The following is a 20,713-nucleotide window of genomic DNA, read 5'->3' as shown; positions in this document are numbered from 1 at the left end:
AGGAAAAAAACTGACAGGTGCGATTCACACCTGTCAGTTTTTTTTGCAAACAATTTAAATCGCAGTTGATTTATAAGGTTGTTGAAGATAACGTTCTATAAACTCCGCTAATCCATCATTTTCATGGTGTCCTGTGACAAAATCAGCTGCAGCTTTAACCTCTTTGCTAGCGTTCCCCATTGCTACACCAGTACCAACATGACGGAGCATCTCTATATCATTGGGTCCGTCTCCAATGGCTACAACTTCATCAGGACTAATTCGGAATTCGGTAAGTAAGCTTTTTATAGCAGACCATTTGGAAACATTAGGGGCAAGCAATTCAAACCCGTCATTCCAATCGACAACTTCTGCTTCATTTTTAAACAATGCGGATATTTCAGGGCTAGGTTCTCCAGTTCGAACACTATATTTAAGGACATCTTGATATTTCGCCTGTCTTAAATCGCCGATATATCGTGGCGGAATTTTCCCAACCTTTGTCCAATAATCAATTTCTTCATTTGTTTCCTTACAGTAAAGCCCATTTGCTGTATGGACCATAACATTATAAGGACTTTCAGCGGTCAGATGATGAAACCGTTCCTCGTTCAACCGGAGAGTATTCATCTCGGTAATGATCCCTGTTTTTTCATCGTGTATAGCGGCACCATTCAAACAAATCATCGGAGTTCGTAAACCTATTTCTTTATGGTAGGGTGCGGTTACTTCATAGTGTCGACCAGTGGCTAGAAAAACCTTGATTCCCCGATTAATAAGCCCATAAATGGCTTGCATATTTCGGTGGGAAATGCAGTTTGAGGCTTTAAGAAGAGTACCATCCATATCAATAAATATTGCTCGCACATTCATTTATATTGCCTCCTCATTGGTTGTTACGCCAATCATATCATTTGAATATTAAAGTTAAGTAAACTCGGTGTATTGTTTAAGTGAATTTTATTGAGCTAGCAGGACACGTTCTTCTGTTATGTAAAATTAATACCAGTAATGGCTCCACCTACGCCAACTACCATGATAGCCACACATGCTATCCCCACTAATAATAGAATAATAAATCAATGTTAAGGGACTGCTTTGTTGATGTTAAGGTTATGTAAATCTATTTTAAAAAACGCAAGCGAAATAATTAAACAAAAAAACATGCAAGCGATGTTCATCACTTGCATGTCTGGCTTTATTTACATTTGAATGTGCTGATCTGTGGATTCTGACATTCTTTGTTTCTTTGATTTTTTAAAATACAATAATTCGTACACACATGGAATGACGATCAGCGTCAAGAGGGTAGCTAGAGCCAGCCCGCCGATAACAACAACAGCTAAGCTTTGGGAAACCAAGCTTCCGGTCTGAGATTCCTTAAACAAGAGAGGAATCATTGCACATATTGTGGCAACTGCGGTCATCGTAATTGGTCTCATTCTGGTAGCCGTTGCTTCCACAATCGCTTCGCGAATCGTCATATTTTCTTCATTCTGTCTAACCCGGTCAATCAGAACAATCGCATTTGTGACGACAATTCCAATCAGCATAAGCGCTCCAAGCAGTGCGGTGATATCAACGGAAATCCGGCTGATTAGGATTCCTAAAATCGCACCGATTGCCGCAAGCGGAAGAGAGGTTAAAATCGCGATTGGCGCTTTGATGGACTTAAAGGTGATGACCATAATCAAGAACACAATTCCGATGGAAACAAGCATTGTTAAGAAAAGATCGGTAAAATCCTCCATCTGTTGCGCACTTGCTCCTCCAACAAGAACCTCCACATCGTCAGGAATGTCCATTCCTTTATTGTCTTTTTGATCTCCGAATATTTCCAGATTAATCTTGGTCGAAATTTCAGAGAGCTTTGCAGGATCGACAGTTGCCGTGACGCGAAGATAGGTCTTGCCATCTTTATGGAACTGACTGGTTGAACTTTCAGTTTCTTTTAATGTAGCTATCTCTGAAACAGGTACCATACCGCTTTCGGTCATAATCGGAATGTTTTTCAAGTTTTCTTGTGTTTCTGTGATAAGTAAGGGTTCAAGAACAACGTTCGTTTGTTTTTCATTCAAGGTGATTGTACCAATTGGGGTTTGGTTGAGCATGACCCCAAGCTGCTGAGCAATTTGCTGCGTATTACCCTTTGCAGGATCTACGACTAAAGAGTAGACGGTTTTCTTTTCATCTTGATTCGTTGTCACTTCTTCAACACCGTCAATATCAGCTACTGTTTCTTTAATATTGTTTGCAGTTTTTTCTAGTCTGTAGATATCTTCACCAACCACATCGATCGTAATATTGGTTCCTGATCCGCCCATCATAAACGAAGCGGTGGCGACTTCTAATACTGCTCCCTTATAGTCGTCCTTTTTCTTTTCAATTTCTTTTAAAATCGTATCTGTATCCTCTTTATCTTTCAATAGAATACTAATGACCGCTTCAGTTGGAGAACCAATCTGGCCAAATTGAGCGAAATCAGCCGAAGAACCGACTTGGTTAAATACATATTCAACCTCATCCATTTCAGCTATCTCATTTTCCAGCTTAATTGCTTTTTCTTTTACCGTTTCAAAAGGCGTTTCATTTGGGTATTTCAAGGTTGCTGATACAAAGTCGGCAGAAGAATTGTCAACAGCACCCTTCGGTACCGTAAAGTAGGCGACTATTGAACCCGCAAACAAAAGGATGGAAATCGCAAATACAATCCATTTATGATTTAAAGACCATTTGACTACCTTTGGAAAGCGTACTGCCGGTTTATGTTCCGGTAGTTTAGTATTTTTCAATAATCCAGCACTCATTAACGGTACCAATGTTAATGCAACCACTAGTGAGGCGAGGAGGGAATAGGTTACCGTTAAGGCAAATGGTAAAAGGAATTCTTGAAGTCCACCGTTTAATAAACTCATCGGCAGGAAAACCGCGACCGTTGTTAACGTGGAGGCTGTTATCGCAACACCAACTTGTTTCGTTGCATCAATCACCATTTGAACTGAAAACTTCTCTGTTTGCATTTTACGATAAATATTTTCAATGACAACGATACTGTCGTCCACAAGTCGCCCAACAGCAACTGCAACCCCGCCGAGTGTTAAGATATTTAATGTTACCCCAGATCGTGACAGTAAGAACAAGGTGAAACAAAGTGATAGCGGGATGGAAACAATCGTTATAAACGTTGTTCTGATATTTCGTAAAAAGATCATAATCACAATCGTTGCAAATAAAGCACCAAGAAGTACTTCTTTCATCATCGTTTGAACAGATGTTTCAACCATATCTGCAGATGCCACATAGATTGTAGCTTTTTGAGAATCATATTTTTTATTGATTTCCTTCGTTACTTTTTCGATTTCTTTACTAATGGATACAGCGTTCGAATTACTATCCTTCGTAATACTGATGCTTAATGCTTCCTCACCGTCGAAACGGTTGAGAAAATTAGATTGTTTTGTCTCATTAATCGAGGAGATATCTTCTAGGTTTACATTTGGAGCAACTGGCAGTTTTTTTAGTTTTTCGAGACTTGATATGTCGCCAATTACCTTAATATTGCTTGTTTTTCCATCAATATTCTTTTCACCGACTGCAAGAGCGGTGTTTTGACCTTGAAGAATTCCCAGCACAGACTGAAGGGATACCTGGTTTTGTGCTAACTTTTGATTATCGATTTTTATAGAAATTACAGGATCAACCAATCCATATGTTTGAACTTGAGCAACACCGTCAATTTCTTTGTATAACGGTTCAATTTTTTCTTTTACCAACTCTAGGTTTTCGGTTGTGAGGCCATCTTTAAAGGTTACAGCGATGTTGGAGATCGGAATCATGGAGGTATTTAGCTGCGAAATGATTGGCTTTGATATGTAAGCTGGGAGTCCCACATTGGATAATGCCTCTTGAACATCTAATTTTGCTTGTTTCATGTCTGAACCAGCTTCAAAAAATAAATCTACTTTTGAAAACCCGTCTCCCGTTGTGGAATAAATCGAATTTTTTCCTTTAATTCCGGTTACGGCACGTTCAATCGGCGAAGTAACATCACTTTCCATTGTCTTTGAATCGGTTCCTTGACCCATCGTAATAATGGTTACTTGCGGATTGTCTGCTGAAGGCAAGAACTCCATCGGTAATCTAAAATAACTTACGACACCAATGATTAATATTAATATCGTAATCAATGAGACCGCGGCTTTATTTTGAAAAGCCCATTTCGTAAAAAATGACATAGGTACATCTCCCTTATGTTCTAGATAAAAATCCAAGTGAATCGTAACATGATTTTGTGACTGACAGCCATTATTTACCATAAAATTGCAAGAGTTTTACATTCTCTACATAATTCCATCGCCTCCGTTTGTAGTTCTATTTAACTATTTATTCGATCCTGCTCCATAAATATCCCATATTTTTCTTATTTTGAGGAGACTGAATTTTTTCTACGACTTAAGTCTTACAGAGTGAAAAAGGTGCCAGGAACCAACCAAAATTTTGCTGGTTCCTGGCACTATTTTGTATTCTAATAAAAATGTAAACAGTTGTTCATCCACCGTTCATATTCCGATTATAAACTTTCATTGTAAAAAGAAATGGGAGGAATGAAGATGAACATGGCTTGGAAAGAAATGAAAAACAATAAAATGAGATTTATGATTTTAGGTTCTATTGTTTTTCTTGTTAGTTTATTAACGTTTATCATATCTGGTTTGGCGAATGGATTGTCACAGGATAATTCTGCATTAATAAAAGATTTGCCTGATGGACTTTTTTTTATGTCTAAAGAGGCGGAACACACGATTAACCTTTCAAAAATAGATAATGATATTCAAGTTAAACTATTAAACAAACATAAAGAAGCAGTTGCATTTTCCATTCAAATGGGGTTTTTGAATGATAAGGATGAAAAGCAGCAGAGTGTTGCCTTTGTTACCTCGACTGAATCTCAGTTGTTTGAAAATGTCCAAAGAGGAGAAGTTGTTTTAGATCAGTCTATGCAAGACAAGGGGATACAAGTTGGTGATTCCTTAACAAGTAATCAGTACAGCGGCAAATTCTTAGTAAAAGGTTTCGTTGACCAAAAGAAATTCAGTCATGCACCTGTTGTATTTATCAATTCCGAAGACTACAAAGATATGTACCGCGCTACTGAAATGCAATTGATTTTTGTACCAGAAAAGAAATCTCTTGATGCAGTCAAAGGATTAGATGTGTTTACTAATAAAGAATTCCTAAACACCATATCAAGTTACAAGGCAGAGCAGACCTCCCTCAATATGATTGTTTGGTTTTTAGTTGTGATTAGCGGTATGCTATTCGGAATCTTTTTCTACATGATGAACGTTCAGAAAATGGGTTTATACGGTATCTTAAAGGCAATTGGGGTAAAAACAAGAACATTATTTAAAATGATGTGGACACAAATGATAGTTATTACCGGGATGGCCTTAACGATCTCGATTACACTAAGTCAGGCTTTTAACATGCTTGCACCTAAAGATATGCCCTTTCATTTGACTCTAGAAACAACAGGACAATTATCTACCGTCTTCTTCATGATAGGTTTTATTGGATCTACAATTTCTGGCATACAGATCAAAAAAGTCGAACCATTACAAGCGATTCAACAAGGAGAGGTTTAGTATGACACTATTTACTATCGATAAAGTGAGAAAAACGTTTACAAATGGGGAAGTGAAGGAGGAAATCCTAAAAGGAGTCAACCTTACTCTTAAAAAAGGTGAGTTAACCGCATTAGTCGGAGCTTCAGGTTCTGGTAAAAGTACACTCCTAACCATTGCAGCTGGACTTCAACCTGCTTCAGATGGAAAGGTACTTTTTGAAGGTGAAAATTTGACTGAAATGAATGGAGATCAAGTTAGAAAGATTCGTTCCAGTAAATTTGGATTTGTCTTTCAATTCGCCCATTTGGTTCCATTTCTCACCGTAGAAGAGCAGCTACTTCTTATGATGGATGTGTCAGAATCTAAAATAAATAAGACAGAACAAAAAAAGGAAATCGACCACATCCTAACATTAGTTGGAATGAACCATCGAAAGCATGCCTACCCGTCAACATTATCTGGCGGGGAAAAGCAGCGGGTAGCGATTGCACGTGCCATCATCCATAAACCAAAGGTTCTGTTCGCTGATGAGCCAACTGCCAGCCTTGATTCAACAAAATCAAGAGATGTAATGACGTTACTTCGAGATTTGACAAAAAGGTTGAACCTGACTACATTAATGGTTACCCATGATGAGGAAATGCTCTCCTATGCGAATACTGTCATTAAAATGAGTGATGGAAAGATTTTGCTTAGTCAACATTAGAATCCAAAGATTGTAAGGGTATAATGAAGCAGACGATTTTAATTTTAATAGGAGAAAAGATATGACAACTATTTTAATTGTTGATGATGACATTCATATATTAAATCTAGTCAACATTCAACTTTCGAATGAAGGCTATAATGTACTGTTAGCAAAAGATGGGGTTGATGCCTTGGAAGTACTTAAAAAGGAAGCTAGTGACTTAGCCATCGTTGATGTGATGATGCCGTTCATGGACGGCTTTGCTTTAACAAAGGAAATTCGCAAACAATATAATATTCCAGTCCTCATGTTAACGGCTAAAAACCAAATCGAGGATAAGGAGCAAGGATTTTTAGCCGGAACGGATGATTATTTGGTTAAGCCCTTTGAACCCAGGGAATTACTTTTTCGAATAAAAGCATTGTTACGGCGGTATGAACATCAAATGGATGAAACCATTATGCGTATTGGTAATACAACCATTAATAAAAAAAGCTTTGAAGTTCAGATTGGAAACCGAACTTTGCTCCTGCCCTTAAAGGAATTTGAACTTTTATCATATTTATTTTCTAAACCGAAGCAAGTGTTTTCCAGGGAGAATCTGATAGAACAGATTTGGGGAAGGGATTATGAAGGTGATGACCGAACGGTAGATGTTCATATAAAAAGATTGAGGGAACGTTTTTCAACATTAAGTGATGATTTTCAGATTAAAACAGTAAGAGGGGTTGGCTATTCTTTGGAGGCCAAAAGGAAATGAGAACCCTCTATGTAAAATTTATTGTTATCACCACAGGCATGATGCTAATAAGTTTTCTCTTTGCTTTTTTAATCTCTAATACCTATTACCATCAAAAGATAAAGCCTTATAATGACCAAAAAAATACAAACGTAGCCTTAAACATTGCCGCTTTTGCAAACGAACATCCTGATAACAACTTAGGAGTCTATTTAGAAAACATTTCTGAGGTTGGCTATCAACTGTATTTAGTCGATAGCCTTGGGAATGAACATTATTTTGGTGAACCTTTCAGAGATAAAAGTCTTCCTGCTTCAACTAAAGAACGTGTATTAAATGGTCAAGTTTTTCATGGAATCCTTCACTTCCCACGTGAAACCTTTGTTACAGGCTTTTTTTTCAATGAACTGAGAAACAGTATTGGGGTTCCATTAAAACATAACGGGGTAGACTATGCTCTTTTTTTAAGACCGGATATTAAATTTCTTTTTGGCGAGATGCATGTCTTATTTGGATGGATTCTGCTTTTAGCCATTTCTTTGAGCATATTGATGGTACTGATTAACACCAGATATTTAATAAAACCTATTTCTACACTAACGAAAGCAACAAAGTCATTAGCAAATGGTCATTATAACGTGGAACTGGCTAGTAAACGTAATGATGAGTTAGGACAGCTTTCCGAAAGTTTTTTACAAATGGCAAAAAAGTTAGAACAAATGGACGACATGAGAAAGGAGTTTATTTCCAATATCTCTCATGATATCCAATCACCACTTTCTAATATAAAAGGGTATACGAACCTGTTGGATGACGATTCCATTAAAAAGGAAGATAGGATCCAATACGTTTCCATCATCAATAGTGAAATAAGAAGGCTTTCTTCCTTAACCAAACAATTGTTACTTCTTGCTTCGTTGGATCGAAATGAGGATGTAATGCAGAAAAAATGGTTCAAAGTTGGTAAGCAAATAAAGGGATTAATTCATAATTACCAATGGGCAATAAATGAAAAAGGTTTAATGCTTAGTTACTCTTTACCTGATATTGAAATTATGGGTGATCCCGCCTTCCTTGCGACAGTTTGGGATAATCTATTATCCAATGGTATTAAATATAATGTACCTAATGGCAGCATGGAGATTTCGATTGAAGAAAGAGGAAATTCAGTCTTCGTGAAGTTCGTTGATACAGGTTTAGGAATGAGTGGTAAGGAAGTGGATAGGATATTTGAACGCTTTTACCGTGCAGACACATCACGTACAAGAAGTATTGAAGGGACAGGCTTGGGACTCTCAATTGTTTCAAGCATTGTCAAGCTCCATAATGGGGTTATTACAGTAAAAAGTAATGAAAAACAAGGGTCTACTTTTATTGTTGAATTGCCAGTTAAATAGAAAATTTATCATAGAAATAGCAGAAGCATTTTTTTGTGCTTTAAGCTGTTTAAATCATAGAAGGGGCACGATAATCCAAAATTTATAATGATGGAAATGTTTGATATGATGATAAAGGAAGGAAGTGCTAAACGATGGAATTCGAAATGGTTATGCAGGAACTGGAGTCACTCGGTAAGGAACGAATGAAAAAGATGTACATAAGCAATGGGGCACACGAACCGGTCTTTGGGGTGGCTACAGGTGCCATGAAGCCGATTGCGAAGAAAATTAAGAAAAATCAGCCTTTGGCAGAGCAGCTATATGCAACTGGGAATTATGATGCCATGTACTTTGCCGGCATCATTGCGGACCCAATGATCATGACGGAAGCGGATTTTGACCGGTGGATGGATGGTGCATATTTTTATATGCTGTCCGATTATGTAGTGGCAGTGACTTTGTCTGAAGCCGATATTGCGCAAGTAGTTGCCGATAAATGGATTGCAAGCGGTGAAGAACTTAAAATGTCGGCCGGCTGGAGCTGCTATTGCTGGCTTTTAGGTAATCGCCCGGACAGTGAATTTAGTGCAACTAAGATTGCCAGTATGCTCAATCAGGTGAAAAATACGATTCACGTATCTCCTGAACGGACAAAATCCGCTATGAATAATTTTATCTATACAGTTGGAATTTCTTATATGCCGCTTCATGAAAATGCAGTTGAAACCGCTAAGGCAGTAGGTCCAGTCGAGGTCAAGCGGGACAAGAAGAAAAATAGTATTTTGCTTGCTTCCGAAACTATTCAAAAGGAACTGGATAGAGGGAGGCTTGGTTTCAAACGTAAATATGTAAGGTGTTAGCATATCAGACAAATGTTAATAATTTCAGAATTATGCAAGTATAACCAGCAAATGTAAAATAGAATAAACGGAGATTTTCCTGTTAAATCAAGATTGGAGCTCATTTCGGGGGATATAAGGGGAGGTTTTCCGCTTATTCAAAGCAAAATCTCCCATTTTCGAATTTTCCGAGTCGATAGGCGGAATCTCTCCGTCTATATAAGCTTTTTTTAATAATGTTTACATATTAAGCGGAATTTTTCCGCCTATTTTTCAACTCGGGTGCTTAACCAGGGTTACGAAAGCATTACTTTTGACAATTCGATTCAATGTGAGTAAAGTTACCAAGTATGATACAAACATTAGTATCTTAATTCCATTTTTCATAATAGGGTTAAAACACCATGAGTTTTACTTAAATGTTCATAGTAGAGTTGAACGAAACTATCATGTCATTACAGGAGGAAATATTATGTCAAACTCTCAAACTATAGAAAAGCTCGACCAGCAAATGTTTTTAGATGTAATTCGTGAACGTCGATCTGTTCGTGCCTACGATCCAACAGTAAAGATCTCACGTGAAGAAATGACTGAAATACTTGAACTAGCAACGTTGGCTCCTTCATCTTCAAACCTGCAGCCATGGCGTTTTCTAGTCATCGATAAACCGGAGTTAAAGGAAAAGCTTTTGCCAATCGCGTTTAACCAACAACAAGTAGTTGAATCTTCTGCGGTGATTGCCGTCCTTGGCGATGTGGAAAGCTACAAGAAAGCAGAAAAAATTTATGGACAGGCTGTTGAAGCAGGCTTTATGCCAGCTGATACGGCTAAATCATTCATTGAACGAACAGTTGGCATGTACTCAAGCTTGCCGGCTGAAGTGGCACGCCAAATTGTATTTACCGATGGCGGCCTAATCTCAATGCAGCTCATGCTTGTCGCACGTTCTAAAGGGTACGACACGGTTCCAATGGGAGGATACGATAAAGCGAAGTTCGTTGAAGCGTTCGGAATATCCGAACAGTATGTGCCGGTTATGCTCATTGCTATCGGAAAAGCAGCGAAACCAGGCCATCCTACCAAACGACTTCCAATTGAGGATGTAGCCTTCTTTAACGAAATGCCATCAGTTGAAGAGTAATACAATACGAAATAGGTTTCTAAAAACAATTTTAGAAACGTAATCGAACCCCGTTTCTTTTTAGAACGGGGTTTTTTATGTTTAATAATCCATTAAATAGGGTAATTGGAAGGAATAAACTGCCTTAGTTTTGTTTCGGAATGTTGCCATGCATGATAAAATGAATAACTATATAATATCAAGAAATTTATATGTTAGATTATAATTTTACAATAGTAATAGGTGTGATGCATTTGAAGAATAAACGAGTTACGTGGATGAGTATTTTTATTGGTATTTTACTATTAAGTGGTTGCCTATATTTAATTCTGCCAGAACGTAATCAAACACAGGTGGAAAGTGTAAAGGCGGTTGCTTCTTTAAAAAGAGAACTAACAGAAAGTACAGAAGATAGGGCAGCTGAAGTTGCTAAAGCTCAAGAAGAGGTAGAAACTGAGCAGGTAGAAGGTGATAAGCCAATAACGGAAAATATTAAGGAAAAGGTCAGGGAAGTAGTGGAAGTTACTTTGGACTTCTTTAAGAAAGACCAGAAGATTGTGGCAATCGGCGACTCTTTAACCGAAGGGAGTGGTGATGAAACAGAAAATGGTGGTTATGTTGGTATCCTTAATCACACATTTGAAGACAACAACCTAAATATCACCGTAGAAAACTTCGGTAAAAAAGGTAACCGGACAGATCAATTATTAAAAAGGCTGGAGAAAGAAGAGATTGCTTCTGAAATTAAAGAGGCTGATATGGTTCTAATCACAATTGGTGCCAATGACATTATGAATGTATTAAAATCTAACTTTATGAATGTTACGATGGAACCCTTCCAAGAGGAGAGGGTGAAATATATAGAGCGATTAGAGGCCATTTTTAATAAAATAAATGATCTGAATCCAGATACCCAAATTTACTTAATCGGCTTTTATAATCCATTTGAACGTCATTTTGGTGAAATAAAAGAACTTGGCTTGATCATTGACAGTTGGAATGAAGCAGGAAAGTCTCTTGCTGAAGAATATGATAATGTAAAGTATATTCCAACAAAAGATATATTCAGTAATTCTAACATGGACTTATTGGCGGAAGATGAATTTCACCCAAACACAAGCGGCTATAAACTAATGGCCCAGCGAGTATTAGAATATATGCAAGAATCCAATGAAAAAACCGAGATTAACAAAGTTGAAGTATCACCATAATGGTATGCAATGGGGACGGTTCTCTTGGTCTAACTTAAACAAAAAGTTAGACCGTTGGAACCGTCCCCATGGTTTTTAACAGCTTGTTTTTATTATCCATAATCCAATTACAGCGTATCGCAGACTTTTGGATATATTCTTTAACAATGTCAATGGAGCTGACCTGATCGAAATAACGACCCAGAAAGTGAATGAATACGTCGAGACTTCTAAGTTGGATGAGGGTGGGAACTGCTTCAATTTCAGCTTCTGTCAATTTTAGTGATTGCCCATAACCGGAAAGAAATGCGTTAATTTTTGCCCAAATAATGGTTGCTTCTTCGCTAGGTTGGATGAAGTCTGATAAGCAAACAGCCAGTTCCATCACCCGCAAATCGTTCGTCACGAATTCAAAATCGAGAACAGCTGACACGATACCATCTTCATTGACGAGAATGTTGGACGCGTTAATATCGCCGTGAACAAGCTGATGTGGTAATTGACTTAATGTTGGAACTTGCTCCATAAAAGAAGTCAGCTGTTCATGAATCACTAATAAATCTGTTGTCTGTTCCGAAAATTCCTTCGGAGGTTTTTTGCAAAAGCTTAAAACATCATGTAAAGAACAACGAGGATGAGTACTTTCAATCTCATAATACGGTCTGTAAGCAGGATGGTGATTACTTTGGACAAGTGCTAAAGAAGTTGACAAGCGACCAACCGTTACGCCATAGGAGCGAATTTCAGCCAATTCCTCCAGAGCAGGGTTTACGCCATCCAAGTACCGAAATAAACCAGCAATTTTTCCATTACTTGTTCTTACTATCGTTTCTCCATCAAGTGATGTGACAGGCTGCGGTGTAGAAAAAGTAAGAGACATTTCCGCTAAAGCTACGAGAATAGCATGCTCATACTTTACCTTCTTTACATCCTGGTGGGTTTCGTAAATGCGAAGTACATATTGCTCATCATCAACACGTACAAATCGAGTCGTATTGTTTGCTCCACTTTGCCCAACCCATGTTAGCCAACTGCCAGTCGGAAAGAAATGTGCCAGTATTTCATCAATGTATAAATTTTTCATCATAATCGTAATCCTAACTCCATGGGGACGGTTCACTTGGATCAAGTTAGACCAAAAGAACCGTCCCCACAGTTCTAAATTTTAAAATATTCTTTTCTTATTTCATTGAATCTTTTTTCATCAATGATTTCCTTTTTCAATGCGCTATCAATCCATTGTGTAAACGAAGTGTCAGTTAATGTTATGTTTCCCTTATCTGTTATCTTAGTGATTAATGGCTTTTTATTAAATGCGGATTTAGGATGTTCCACAATAATTCTTTGAACTTCATTTAATTCAGTTATATTTTGAACCTCTTCTTTAGTATTAAAAGCCTAACCGATCTTCCAATCTTCATCTTTGCGATTTAATTTCATGTACAAAATATAATCCCCATGTTCACTTTCTATATGTTCCACTTTAAATTCACCATTACTTGAGGCAACAGACTCTCCGCTCAATGGAACAGGTTTTAATGGCAGGTTCCCTCCAAATCCAGTATCAACGACATAGACCTGCCCATTATGGGTAATAAGATTAAGCACATGAGTATTCCCAGTCGGACTCCACTGTTGCTCAATATGATTATACGTTACTCCGCGTATTAAGGTCGGCTTAAAGTTGTTTTCATATAAAAAAAGGTAAAGAATCGTATTTAGTTCATAACAAAGCCCGCCTTCATTTTGTTCAATTATTTTACTCGTTAAATTTTCTTTTGTAATTTCCTTCGTTCTATTTTCAATAATACATAAATTTTCAAAAGGAATGGTCTTTGCTGTTTTTTCAAGAACTGTATCTAAATATTGAAATGTGATTATAGCGTCCTGTGGGAGCCCCACTCTATTACGAAATAATTCGTTTAAGTCGTTCATTTAATCTTCCCCCTTGATGCCTGCATATATTAAATGATAGCAAAAACCTGAAGGTAACCCAAATTAGAATATATTCTTTGGAAGTCCCATATTGTAAATGATAGAATAACTCCATAGGGACGGTTCTCTTGGCTCAAGTTAAACAAATAATAGACCAATAGAACCGTCCCCATGGTCTTTGTGAGGTGTTAATAATGGAAGCAATCGTCCTAGCTGCTGGCTATTCCAGTCGAGCGAATGCATTTAAAATGAAGTTGTCATTGGGGAAAATGACGCTTTTGGAGCAAACGATTTCTAAATTCGAAGGAGTTTGCAGCAGAGTTATCGTCGTAGCAGGGTTTCAAGCAGAAAGTATACAAGAGGAAATTGTAAGGATCTGCAATAACAATACCTATTCATTTCAAATAAAATTTGTTTACAACGAAAACTTCAAGCAGGGGATGTTTAGCTCCATCCAAATGGGATGCAACGAAGTAAATGCCCCAGATTTCTTTATCACACCTGGAGATTGTCCGCTTGTTAAAAAGGAGACAATTCAGCAAATCGCAGGCCATAAAGGGGACGTAGTGATTCCCAGCTTTCAATTTAAAGGTGGACATCCTATTAAGTTATCAGAAGCAGTAAAACAAAAAATACTCGAAACCGATCCGGAAAGTAATTTACGTGAGGTCCTGAATGGGTATGAAAAGGTATATATAAATATAGATGACCAGGGAGTTCTTATGGATGTTGATACGCAGGAGGATTACCAAAGAGCCATTGATTATAATAAAATTTAAAGGAGAACACATTTCGTTAGTCAGCGAATGTGTTCTCCTTTATTTAGGAACTATTAATCTTAATAAGAACATGTAGTGTAGGATTTTCCTCTCAATGTATTTTCCTCTAAGGTTAATCCGTATATCTAACACCTTTTAAAATCATATTGACTTTTAATTTAGTATCTTTGAAAATATTTTTTCTGAATTCCTTTGCTTTTCTGAAGGCTTCCGTCATTCCTGATGCTATAATTTTTATTTCTTTGGTACCTACCGGTTCTTCTATAAGAAAAATATATTCTTTCATGCTGTTTCACCTCTTAAGTTGTAATTTTAATATAATTATATACGATTTTGAAAGCGATTACCACATAATTTTGTGAACGTTTTCACTTTTAACAAAAATGCTTATGGTAATGAAAATTCCTTGTAAAACATTCTTACATAGTTAAGTAAAGTTTCCCGTCATTAAAATATAATGAAAAGAACGAATTTCTTGAGTGAAATTAATCATAAAACTTTATGCTGACTTATAAAATCGTAGGAAGAGGTTCTATTAATCTTGTATCTTTTTTAAAAATGAGTCGAAGGGTGTTGTTGGATCGTGAAACTTAAAAACATAAGCACCTCAGTGCCCAAAAAGGACCATAAAGGGAAAGTATCTGGCCAGTTGGCTTACATTAGTGACGTGAAAGTGGAAAATATGGTTTATGGTGTTTTGTACCGGTCTCAGGTTGCATATGGAAAAATTAAATCGATACAATTACCAGACCTTCCTGAAGGATATGAAGCGGTTGGTGCAGAGAATATCCCCGGACCAAATTATGTAAAAATTATTAAAGAAGATCAGCCCATCTTTGCCAATGAGTGGGTCAATTATATTGGTGAGCCAATTCTCATGCTCGTAGGAAAGGACCTGGATATCCTGTACGGTCTGCTTGATGAAGTAAAGATTGAAATGGAAGAACACCAGGCAATTTATACACTGGACGAAGCAATCAAACAAAAGTCAGCAACCGGGGTAACGATGGCAAACTATGAATTTGGGGAAAGCTTAGAAAGCATTTCAGCCATTGAGCAGGGTGCATTTCATATTATCGAAGAAGAATATGATGCGGGCTATCAGGAGCATGTTTACCTTGAGCCGCAAGGTATGCTTGGCATTTATAAGGACGATGAAATTGTCGTCCAGGGCTCGATGCAGTGTCTTTATTATATAAAAAATGCATTGATCACCGCTTTAGCGTGTGGCGATGATGACGTAAGTGTGGTTCAAAGTCCAACTGGCGGTGGTTTTGGCGGAAAAGAAGAGTTTCCTTCAATGATGGCGTGTCACGTAGCAGTAGCTGCAAAGGCAGTCAAAAAATCGGTCATGCTCGTGTTCGACAGGTCTGAGGATATGGTAGTCACAACGAAAAGGCACCCAGCAAAACTCAAGTACCGAACAGCACTTGATAAGGAAGGAAATATCTTGAGCATGTGTGTAGAGGTTTTTCTCGATGGCGGGGCAAATGTAGGATTGAGTTCAGTCGTGCTGCAGCGCGCCTTACTAAACAGTGCCGGTGTTTATAAAATTCCGCATTTTCATGCAAAAGGCTATGTGTTAAAAACCAATACCGTACCGAACGGTGCCTTCAGAGGCTTTGGTGCGCCACAAAGCTTTGCCGGAATCGAAAGTCATATAGCTCATCTTAGTAAACTAGCAAACATCGACCCACTTGAGTATAAACGTAAATACCTCGTCAAACAGGGAGACCCCACGATTACCAAAGGAAATTTTCGCGATCCAATTTTAATGGAAGATATGATTGAGGACTTACTTAACGCGTCCGATTACAAAAAGAAAAAAACGGAGTTTGAAACCTTCAATCAACAAAATCTGCGCTATAAAAAAGGGATTGGAACGTCGCTGTTCCTCCATGGCTGTGGATTTACTGGCAGTGGTGAACGAGATCATATAAAAGCAAAGGTCAGGCTATATAAATCCAAAGACGATCGGGTGTCACTGAAGATATCAAATTCTGACATGGGACAAGGCATTTTTACTACACTGAGTAAAATTGTCGCCAAAGAACTAGATCTCCCATATGAAGAAGTTTTGTACCCTTATCCCGATACAAAAGAAGTTCCCGACTCTGGTCCGACTGTAGCCTCAAGAACGACAATGATTGTCGGTAAATTACTTGAACGAGCCGCCAAAAAACTGAAGGCTCAGTGGCAACCCGGAGTGGAACAGGAAGTAACGGAGGACTATGTTCATCGGGAAATGATCCCTTGGGACGAAAAAACATTCACAGGCGACGCCTACCCGGCCTATTCGTGGGGCGTGAATTTTGTGGAAGTAGAAGTGGATACATTAACTGGAAATGTAAAGTTGGAAAAAGTATATGCCAATTATGAAGTAGGGAAAGTCATCGATGACCGGGTTATGAAAGGGCAAATTGACGGTGGCTTGGCACAAGGATTAGCGTATGGGTACCTAGAAAAAATGACCTCAAAAGAAGGCAGAATTCAACAAAAAAGCATAACGGACTATGGACCCCCGACTTCAATGGATGTCGTTACCATTCAAAGTAAAGTGTTTGATAATCCCTATGCGGATGGTCCCTACGGGGCAAAGGGTGCAGGTGAATTGACATTAATCGGCGGCGCTCCTGCTGTCCAGTCGGCGATCGAGAATGCACTGAAAACTCCTTTTCAGCAAATTCCAATTACCCCTGAAGTGATTATCGAAAGTCTTTGGACGAGAGAAGGTGAGGAAGGATGATAAAATTCACTCTAAATGGAAGAAAAATAGAAACAGACGCCCCTCCAACAGCAAGATTACTAGATTTAATAAGAGAGGATTTTAATTTAATTGGTACAAAGGAAGGCTGCGGAGAAGGAGAATGCGGAGCCTGCAGTGTTTTTGTCAATAACCTCCTGCAAAACAGCTGCCTCGTTCCAATTGGCTCCATTGAGGGAGCCGATGTTGTCACGATAGAAGGAATTATGGAGTCTGAGCAATTTAAAGTTTTAGATGAAAGCTATTCCGAAGCCGGAGGAGTGCAATGCGGTTACTGCATTCCTGGGATGGTCATGGCAAGTGCAGCTTTATTATCTCAAAACCCACATCCTTCAGAAGCTGAAATTCGTGAAGGGATATCAGGAAATCTCTGCCGATGTACGGGCTACAATATGATTGTCGATGCAATCAACCTGGCGGCTAAAAAAGGGGACGGCTTATGGCAGAAAAAATAATCGCCTATCGATTCGACCGTTTAGAAGAAACCTTGGGCCAATTGAATAAAGATAACTGTGCGATTATTGCCGGGGGCACAGATGTCATGGTTATGCACAAAAGTCGAAGAGGAGTACCGCCAAAAATCCCCAAACCAATTATTTTTATTGATCATCTTTCTGAGCTAAAACGGGTGTATCTAAAAGGTAACAATCTCCATATCGGGGCCTGTTGCACGTATAGCGAATTACTCGATGACGCGCTAATTCCTATACCATTAAAAAAGGCAATTAAAACGATTGCTGCTCCTGCGATTCGAAACAGAGGGACTTTAGGGGGGAATATTTGTAACGCTTCCCCAGCTGGTGACACATTGCCATTATTATATGTATACAACGCAAAAATTTTGCTGCGCTCTGTTAATGGGGAGCGAATCGTTCCGGTTAGTGAATTTATTCAAGGTGTGCGAAGGGTTCAACGTGAACCAAATGAAATTTTGACTGAAATTATCTTGCCGTCGGTTTTAGTAGAAGGTGCTCATGTCGTTTTTGAGAAAGTAGGCAACCGCAACGCAGATGCCATAGCCAAAGTAGGGTTTGCAGGATATATAAGGACAAAAGGTGCTGTAATTGAGGATGTTCGCTTTGCATTCGGGGCGGTCGGACCTACGATGGTTCGTTCGATTGATATTGAGAAAAAGCTGCTAGGAAAGACCATACCATTAGCGGATGCAGACATCGCACAGGTTATCGCTGCCTTTAATAAAATCATCAAACCAATCGACGATCAGCGCTCCACAGCATTATATAGAAAAACAGTAGCCTTAAATCTTTTACGTTATTTTCTAAGCATGAAACACAACTAAGCTTAAAAAAGGGGGAGCTATACTTGCTACTGATGGAAAAAGTCGCGATGCTGAATCGTCAAAACGAAACCTTTGCACTAGCCATGATTATTGAATCAAAGGGCTCGACTCCCAGGCATGTTGGAAAAATGATTGTATACCGGGACGGTACCATTGAAGGTACTGTCGGCGGGGGCCTGGCAGAACACTTTATCATCGAAGAGAGTGTAAAAGCACTCCAAATCGGTAAATCAAAAATCGTTGAATACAAACTAAATAAACATGCAAAAGACGGAATTCAAATGAATTGCGGCGGGACACTAAGGGTGTTTATCGAGGTTTATACAAGCAGACCTGAACTAGTTCTGGCTGGAGCCGGTCACTTAGCATATGCCCTATCAAAGCTTGCCGATTCCCTTGAACTTCCTTATTGTATTGTCGATGACCGGATTGGTTACGCAACCAAGGATCGCTTTCGTAATGCCACAAACATTTTTGTCAACGAGGATATTGAAGAGGCATTGCTCAGCGCAAACCTCAATGAAAAGTCCTATGTAATTATTGTGACAAAAGATGGTGATGACAGAGTATTAAAAACAGCACTACAATTTCCAATCGCCTATGTTGGGATGGTGGCAAGCAAACGCAAGGTGATAACGATATTTGAAAAATTAAAAAGTGAAGGTGTCTCACAAGAACAGCTGGAACAGGTTCATTCTCCAATCGGACTGGAAATTGGCGCGGAAACAACAGAAGAAATTGCCATCAGTATTATCGGTGAAATCATAAAATTAAGCAAGGGAACCAAACCTTTAAAAGTGAAACAGTTAATTAGATAATTGAAATGTTTTTAAACGTTCCTTGCATTATTGCAGGGAACGTTTTTATATTTATCTGAATTGAATAGACCTTTTTGACTAGTCAAAAATAACTATATTGTTTTAATAGCTTTAAGATGATATATTTATATATAATAAATATATCAACTTTAAAAGGTGAAATGCGAATGAGTACTCCCTTATATGAAAAAATATATGAATATATCATCGATCAAATTAAGCAAGGCAATTTAATGGAGGGAGATCGAGTTCCTTCCGAAAAGGAATTGGCTGGAGAATTCGATGTAAGTAGAATTACATCAAAAAAGGCATTAGATTTGCTTGCTCAAAATAACATCATTGAGCGGATAAGAGGAAAAGGTTCATTTGTCGCCCATCAGCAACAAGAAAATAGGGATTCTTCTCCAAATGGCTATCAAAATTCCAGTCTTACAACGAGTAAATTGGTCGCCCTTATCATACCTGACTTTGATAATGCATTTGGGTTAAGTCTAGTAAAAACGATAGAAAAAATTTGTATGCAAAATAATTGCAACTTGATTATCCGGCGTACCGGAGGGGACACCAAAGAAGAGGAAAATGCTATCATCGATCTTGTAAAAAGTGGTGTGGATGGTCTCATCATCTTTCCGGTGCATGGCGAACATTACAATACAGAAATATTAAAGCTAGTAGTAAAGGACTATCCAATAGTGTTAGTGGATCGATACTTAAAAGGTATTCCTGCTAGCTCCGTTTGTACAAATAATCAATCGGCATGTGAAACCTTAACCAATTATTTATTCACGTTAGGTCATAAGGAAATCGCCTTCCTTTCACCGTCTCCTAGCGGAAATTCTACGCTAGAGGAGAGACTCCAAGGGTTTCATATTGCTTTTTCAAAGCAAGGTTTGAAAATGAATCCTGACTTTTTATTAATTGATCTGATCAGTTCCTTACCACAATACGTGGACCACTCGGAAGATATTATGAAAGCAGACTTTCATTCGATCAAACAATTTATTCTAAATAATCCGGAAGTCACAGCCTTTATTGTGAGTGAATATTATTTGTCTTTAACACTAATGAATGTTTTAAAAAAACTGGGGAAAAAAATTCCCGAAGATTATTCTATTGTCTGTTTCGACTGCCCAGAGGACCGTTTTGATCAGTCGCTCTTTACCCATATACATCAACATGAAGAAGAAATGGGCAAAAAGGCCGTTGATCTTTTAATGAAGCAATTAAAGGGCGAGAAAATCCCCAAGCATACTGTGATTGATTTTACTTTGATTGAAGGGAAATCGACTATGCTAAATCAGCGAATATAGATGCGAAAGCAATCCTTTGCGTAAGGATTGCTTTTTTTGTTGCTTTCTAAACAAAAATACTTTTAAAAATGCCCAAATAATAAGAAAGAATTTTCAAAAAGTATGTTGACATGTCTGTGTTCAGTTGGTAATCTATCAATATACCATTAATAATAACAGGTTATAGTTGTTATATCATTTTGTTAAATTTTTTTGAGTAGTTTTGAAAGCGCTTTTATTAATGGTTCAACTATGAAAATACATAAA

General features: G+C 38.1%; 17 protein-coding genes and 1 pseudogene. 13 read left to right on the top strand and 5 right to left on the bottom strand.

Going from position 1 to position 20,713, the window contains the following annotated elements:
- Positions 1–54 precede the first annotated feature (54 nt).
- Positions 55–852 (bottom strand): HAD family hydrolase, encoded by a 798-nt coding sequence (locus tag ABC255_RS17565; RefSeq protein WP_412995460.1) that lies wholly within the window; start codon positions 850–852, stop codon positions 55–57.
- Between the two features lie 329 nt (positions 853–1,181).
- Positions 1,182–4,214, bottom strand: a complete 3,033-nt coding sequence (locus ABC255_RS17560; RefSeq protein ID WP_412995458.1) for an efflux RND transporter permease subunit — start codon at positions 4,212–4,214, stop codon at positions 1,182–1,184.
- Positions 4,215–4,589: 375 nt separating this feature from the next.
- On the opposite strand from ABC255_RS17560, the gene ABC255_RS17555 reads away from it, so the two are divergent.
- The 7 genes from ABC255_RS17555 to ABC255_RS17525 all read left to right on the top strand — a co-directional run bounded on the left by ABC255_RS17555 (position 4,590) and on the right by ABC255_RS17525 (position 11,582).
- Positions 4,590–5,624: an ABC transporter permease gene (locus ABC255_RS17555; RefSeq protein WP_412995457.1), complete on the top strand. Its 1,035-nt coding sequence runs from the start codon at positions 4,590–4,592 to the stop codon at positions 5,622–5,624.
- A gap of 1 nt (position 5,625) precedes the next feature.
- Positions 5,626–6,312: an ABC transporter ATP-binding protein gene (locus ABC255_RS17550; protein ID WP_412995455.1), complete on the top strand. Its 687-nt coding sequence runs from the start codon at positions 5,626–5,628 to the stop codon at positions 6,310–6,312.
- Positions 6,313–6,373: 61 nt separating this feature from the next.
- Positions 6,374–7,054, top strand: a complete 681-nt coding sequence (locus ABC255_RS17545) for a response regulator transcription factor (protein WP_412995454.1) — start codon at positions 6,374–6,376, stop codon at positions 7,052–7,054.
- A complete protein-coding gene (locus ABC255_RS17540) occupies positions 7,051–8,430 on the top strand; it encodes a HAMP domain-containing sensor histidine kinase (RefSeq protein WP_412995453.1) in 1,380 nt (459 codons plus the stop codon). Before ABC255_RS17545 ends, ABC255_RS17540 begins: the two co-directional genes overlap by 4 nt.
- Before the next feature lie 134 nt (positions 8,431–8,564).
- Positions 8,565–9,272: a DNA alkylation repair protein gene (locus ABC255_RS17535; protein ID WP_412995451.1), complete on the top strand. Its 708-nt coding sequence runs from the start codon at positions 8,565–8,567 to the stop codon at positions 9,270–9,272.
- Positions 9,273–9,723: 451 nt separating this feature from the next.
- The gene (locus ABC255_RS17530; protein ID WP_412995449.1) at positions 9,724–10,392 is read left to right on the top strand and encodes a nitroreductase family protein; all 669 of its coding nucleotides are present in this window, start codon (positions 9,724–9,726) and stop codon (positions 10,390–10,392) included.
- Positions 10,393–10,625: 233 nt separating this feature from the next.
- Positions 10,626–11,582: an SGNH/GDSL hydrolase family protein gene (locus ABC255_RS17525; RefSeq protein WP_412995448.1), complete on the top strand. Its 957-nt coding sequence runs from the start codon at positions 10,626–10,628 to the stop codon at positions 11,580–11,582.
- Between the two features lie 46 nt (positions 11,583–11,628).
- Here ABC255_RS17525 and ABC255_RS17520 read toward each other — a convergent pair whose 3' ends face one another.
- On the bottom strand, positions 11,629–12,681 hold the full coding sequence (locus ABC255_RS17520; protein WP_412998579.1) for a phosphotransferase: 1,053 nt from the start codon (positions 12,679–12,681) through the stop codon (positions 11,629–11,631).
- Between the two features lie 38 nt (positions 12,682–12,719).
- Positions 12,720–13,496: pseudogene (locus tag ABC255_RS17515) on the bottom strand (arylamine N-acetyltransferase family protein).
- Between the two features lie 194 nt (positions 13,497–13,690).
- Here ABC255_RS17515 and ABC255_RS17510 point away from each other — a divergent pair.
- A complete protein-coding gene (locus ABC255_RS17510; protein ID WP_412995446.1) occupies positions 13,691–14,275 on the top strand; it encodes a nucleotidyltransferase family protein in 585 nt (194 codons plus the stop codon).
- A gap of 112 nt (positions 14,276–14,387) precedes the next feature.
- Here ABC255_RS17510 and ABC255_RS17505 read toward each other — a convergent pair whose 3' ends face one another.
- On the bottom strand, positions 14,388–14,561 hold the full coding sequence (locus ABC255_RS17505; protein WP_412995445.1) for a hypothetical protein: 174 nt from the start codon (positions 14,559–14,561) through the stop codon (positions 14,388–14,390).
- A gap of 297 nt (positions 14,562–14,858) precedes the next feature.
- Between ABC255_RS17505 and ABC255_RS17500 the strand changes: the two genes are divergently transcribed.
- The 5 genes from ABC255_RS17500 (at position 14,859) to ABC255_RS17480 (ending at position 20,467) form a co-directional block, all read left to right on the top strand.
- A complete protein-coding gene (locus ABC255_RS17500; protein WP_412995443.1) occupies positions 14,859–17,021 on the top strand; it encodes a xanthine dehydrogenase family protein molybdopterin-binding subunit in 2,163 nt (720 codons plus the stop codon).
- The gene (locus ABC255_RS17495; RefSeq protein WP_412995441.1) at positions 17,018–17,494 is read left to right on the top strand and encodes a (2Fe-2S)-binding protein; all 477 of its coding nucleotides are present in this window, start codon (positions 17,018–17,020) and stop codon (positions 17,492–17,494) included. The genes ABC255_RS17500 and ABC255_RS17495 overlap by 4 nt, the downstream gene beginning before the upstream one ends.
- Positions 17,479–18,339, top strand: a complete 861-nt coding sequence (locus ABC255_RS17490) for an FAD binding domain-containing protein (RefSeq protein ID WP_412995439.1) — start codon at positions 17,479–17,481, stop codon at positions 18,337–18,339. Before ABC255_RS17495 ends, ABC255_RS17490 begins: the two co-directional genes overlap by 16 nt.
- Before the next feature lie 32 nt (positions 18,340–18,371).
- Entirely contained in the window at positions 18,372–19,157 is a 786-nt protein-coding gene (locus tag ABC255_RS17485) for an XdhC family protein (RefSeq protein ID WP_412998578.1), read from the top strand.
- A 167-nt stretch (positions 19,158–19,324) separates the two neighbouring features.
- Complete coding sequence (locus ABC255_RS17480) at positions 19,325–20,467, top strand: GntR family transcriptional regulator (protein ID WP_412995437.1); 1,143 nt, start codon at positions 19,325–19,327, stop codon at positions 20,465–20,467.
- The last annotated feature ends 246 nt before the right edge of the window (positions 20,468–20,713 follow it).

It is taken from the genome of Neobacillus canaveralius (assembly GCF_047237705.1).
Taxonomy (GTDB): Bacteria; Bacillota; Bacilli; order Bacillales; family Cytobacillaceae; genus Neobacillus; species Neobacillus niacini_K.
This window is presented reverse-complemented; position numbering and strand designations above follow the sequence as displayed.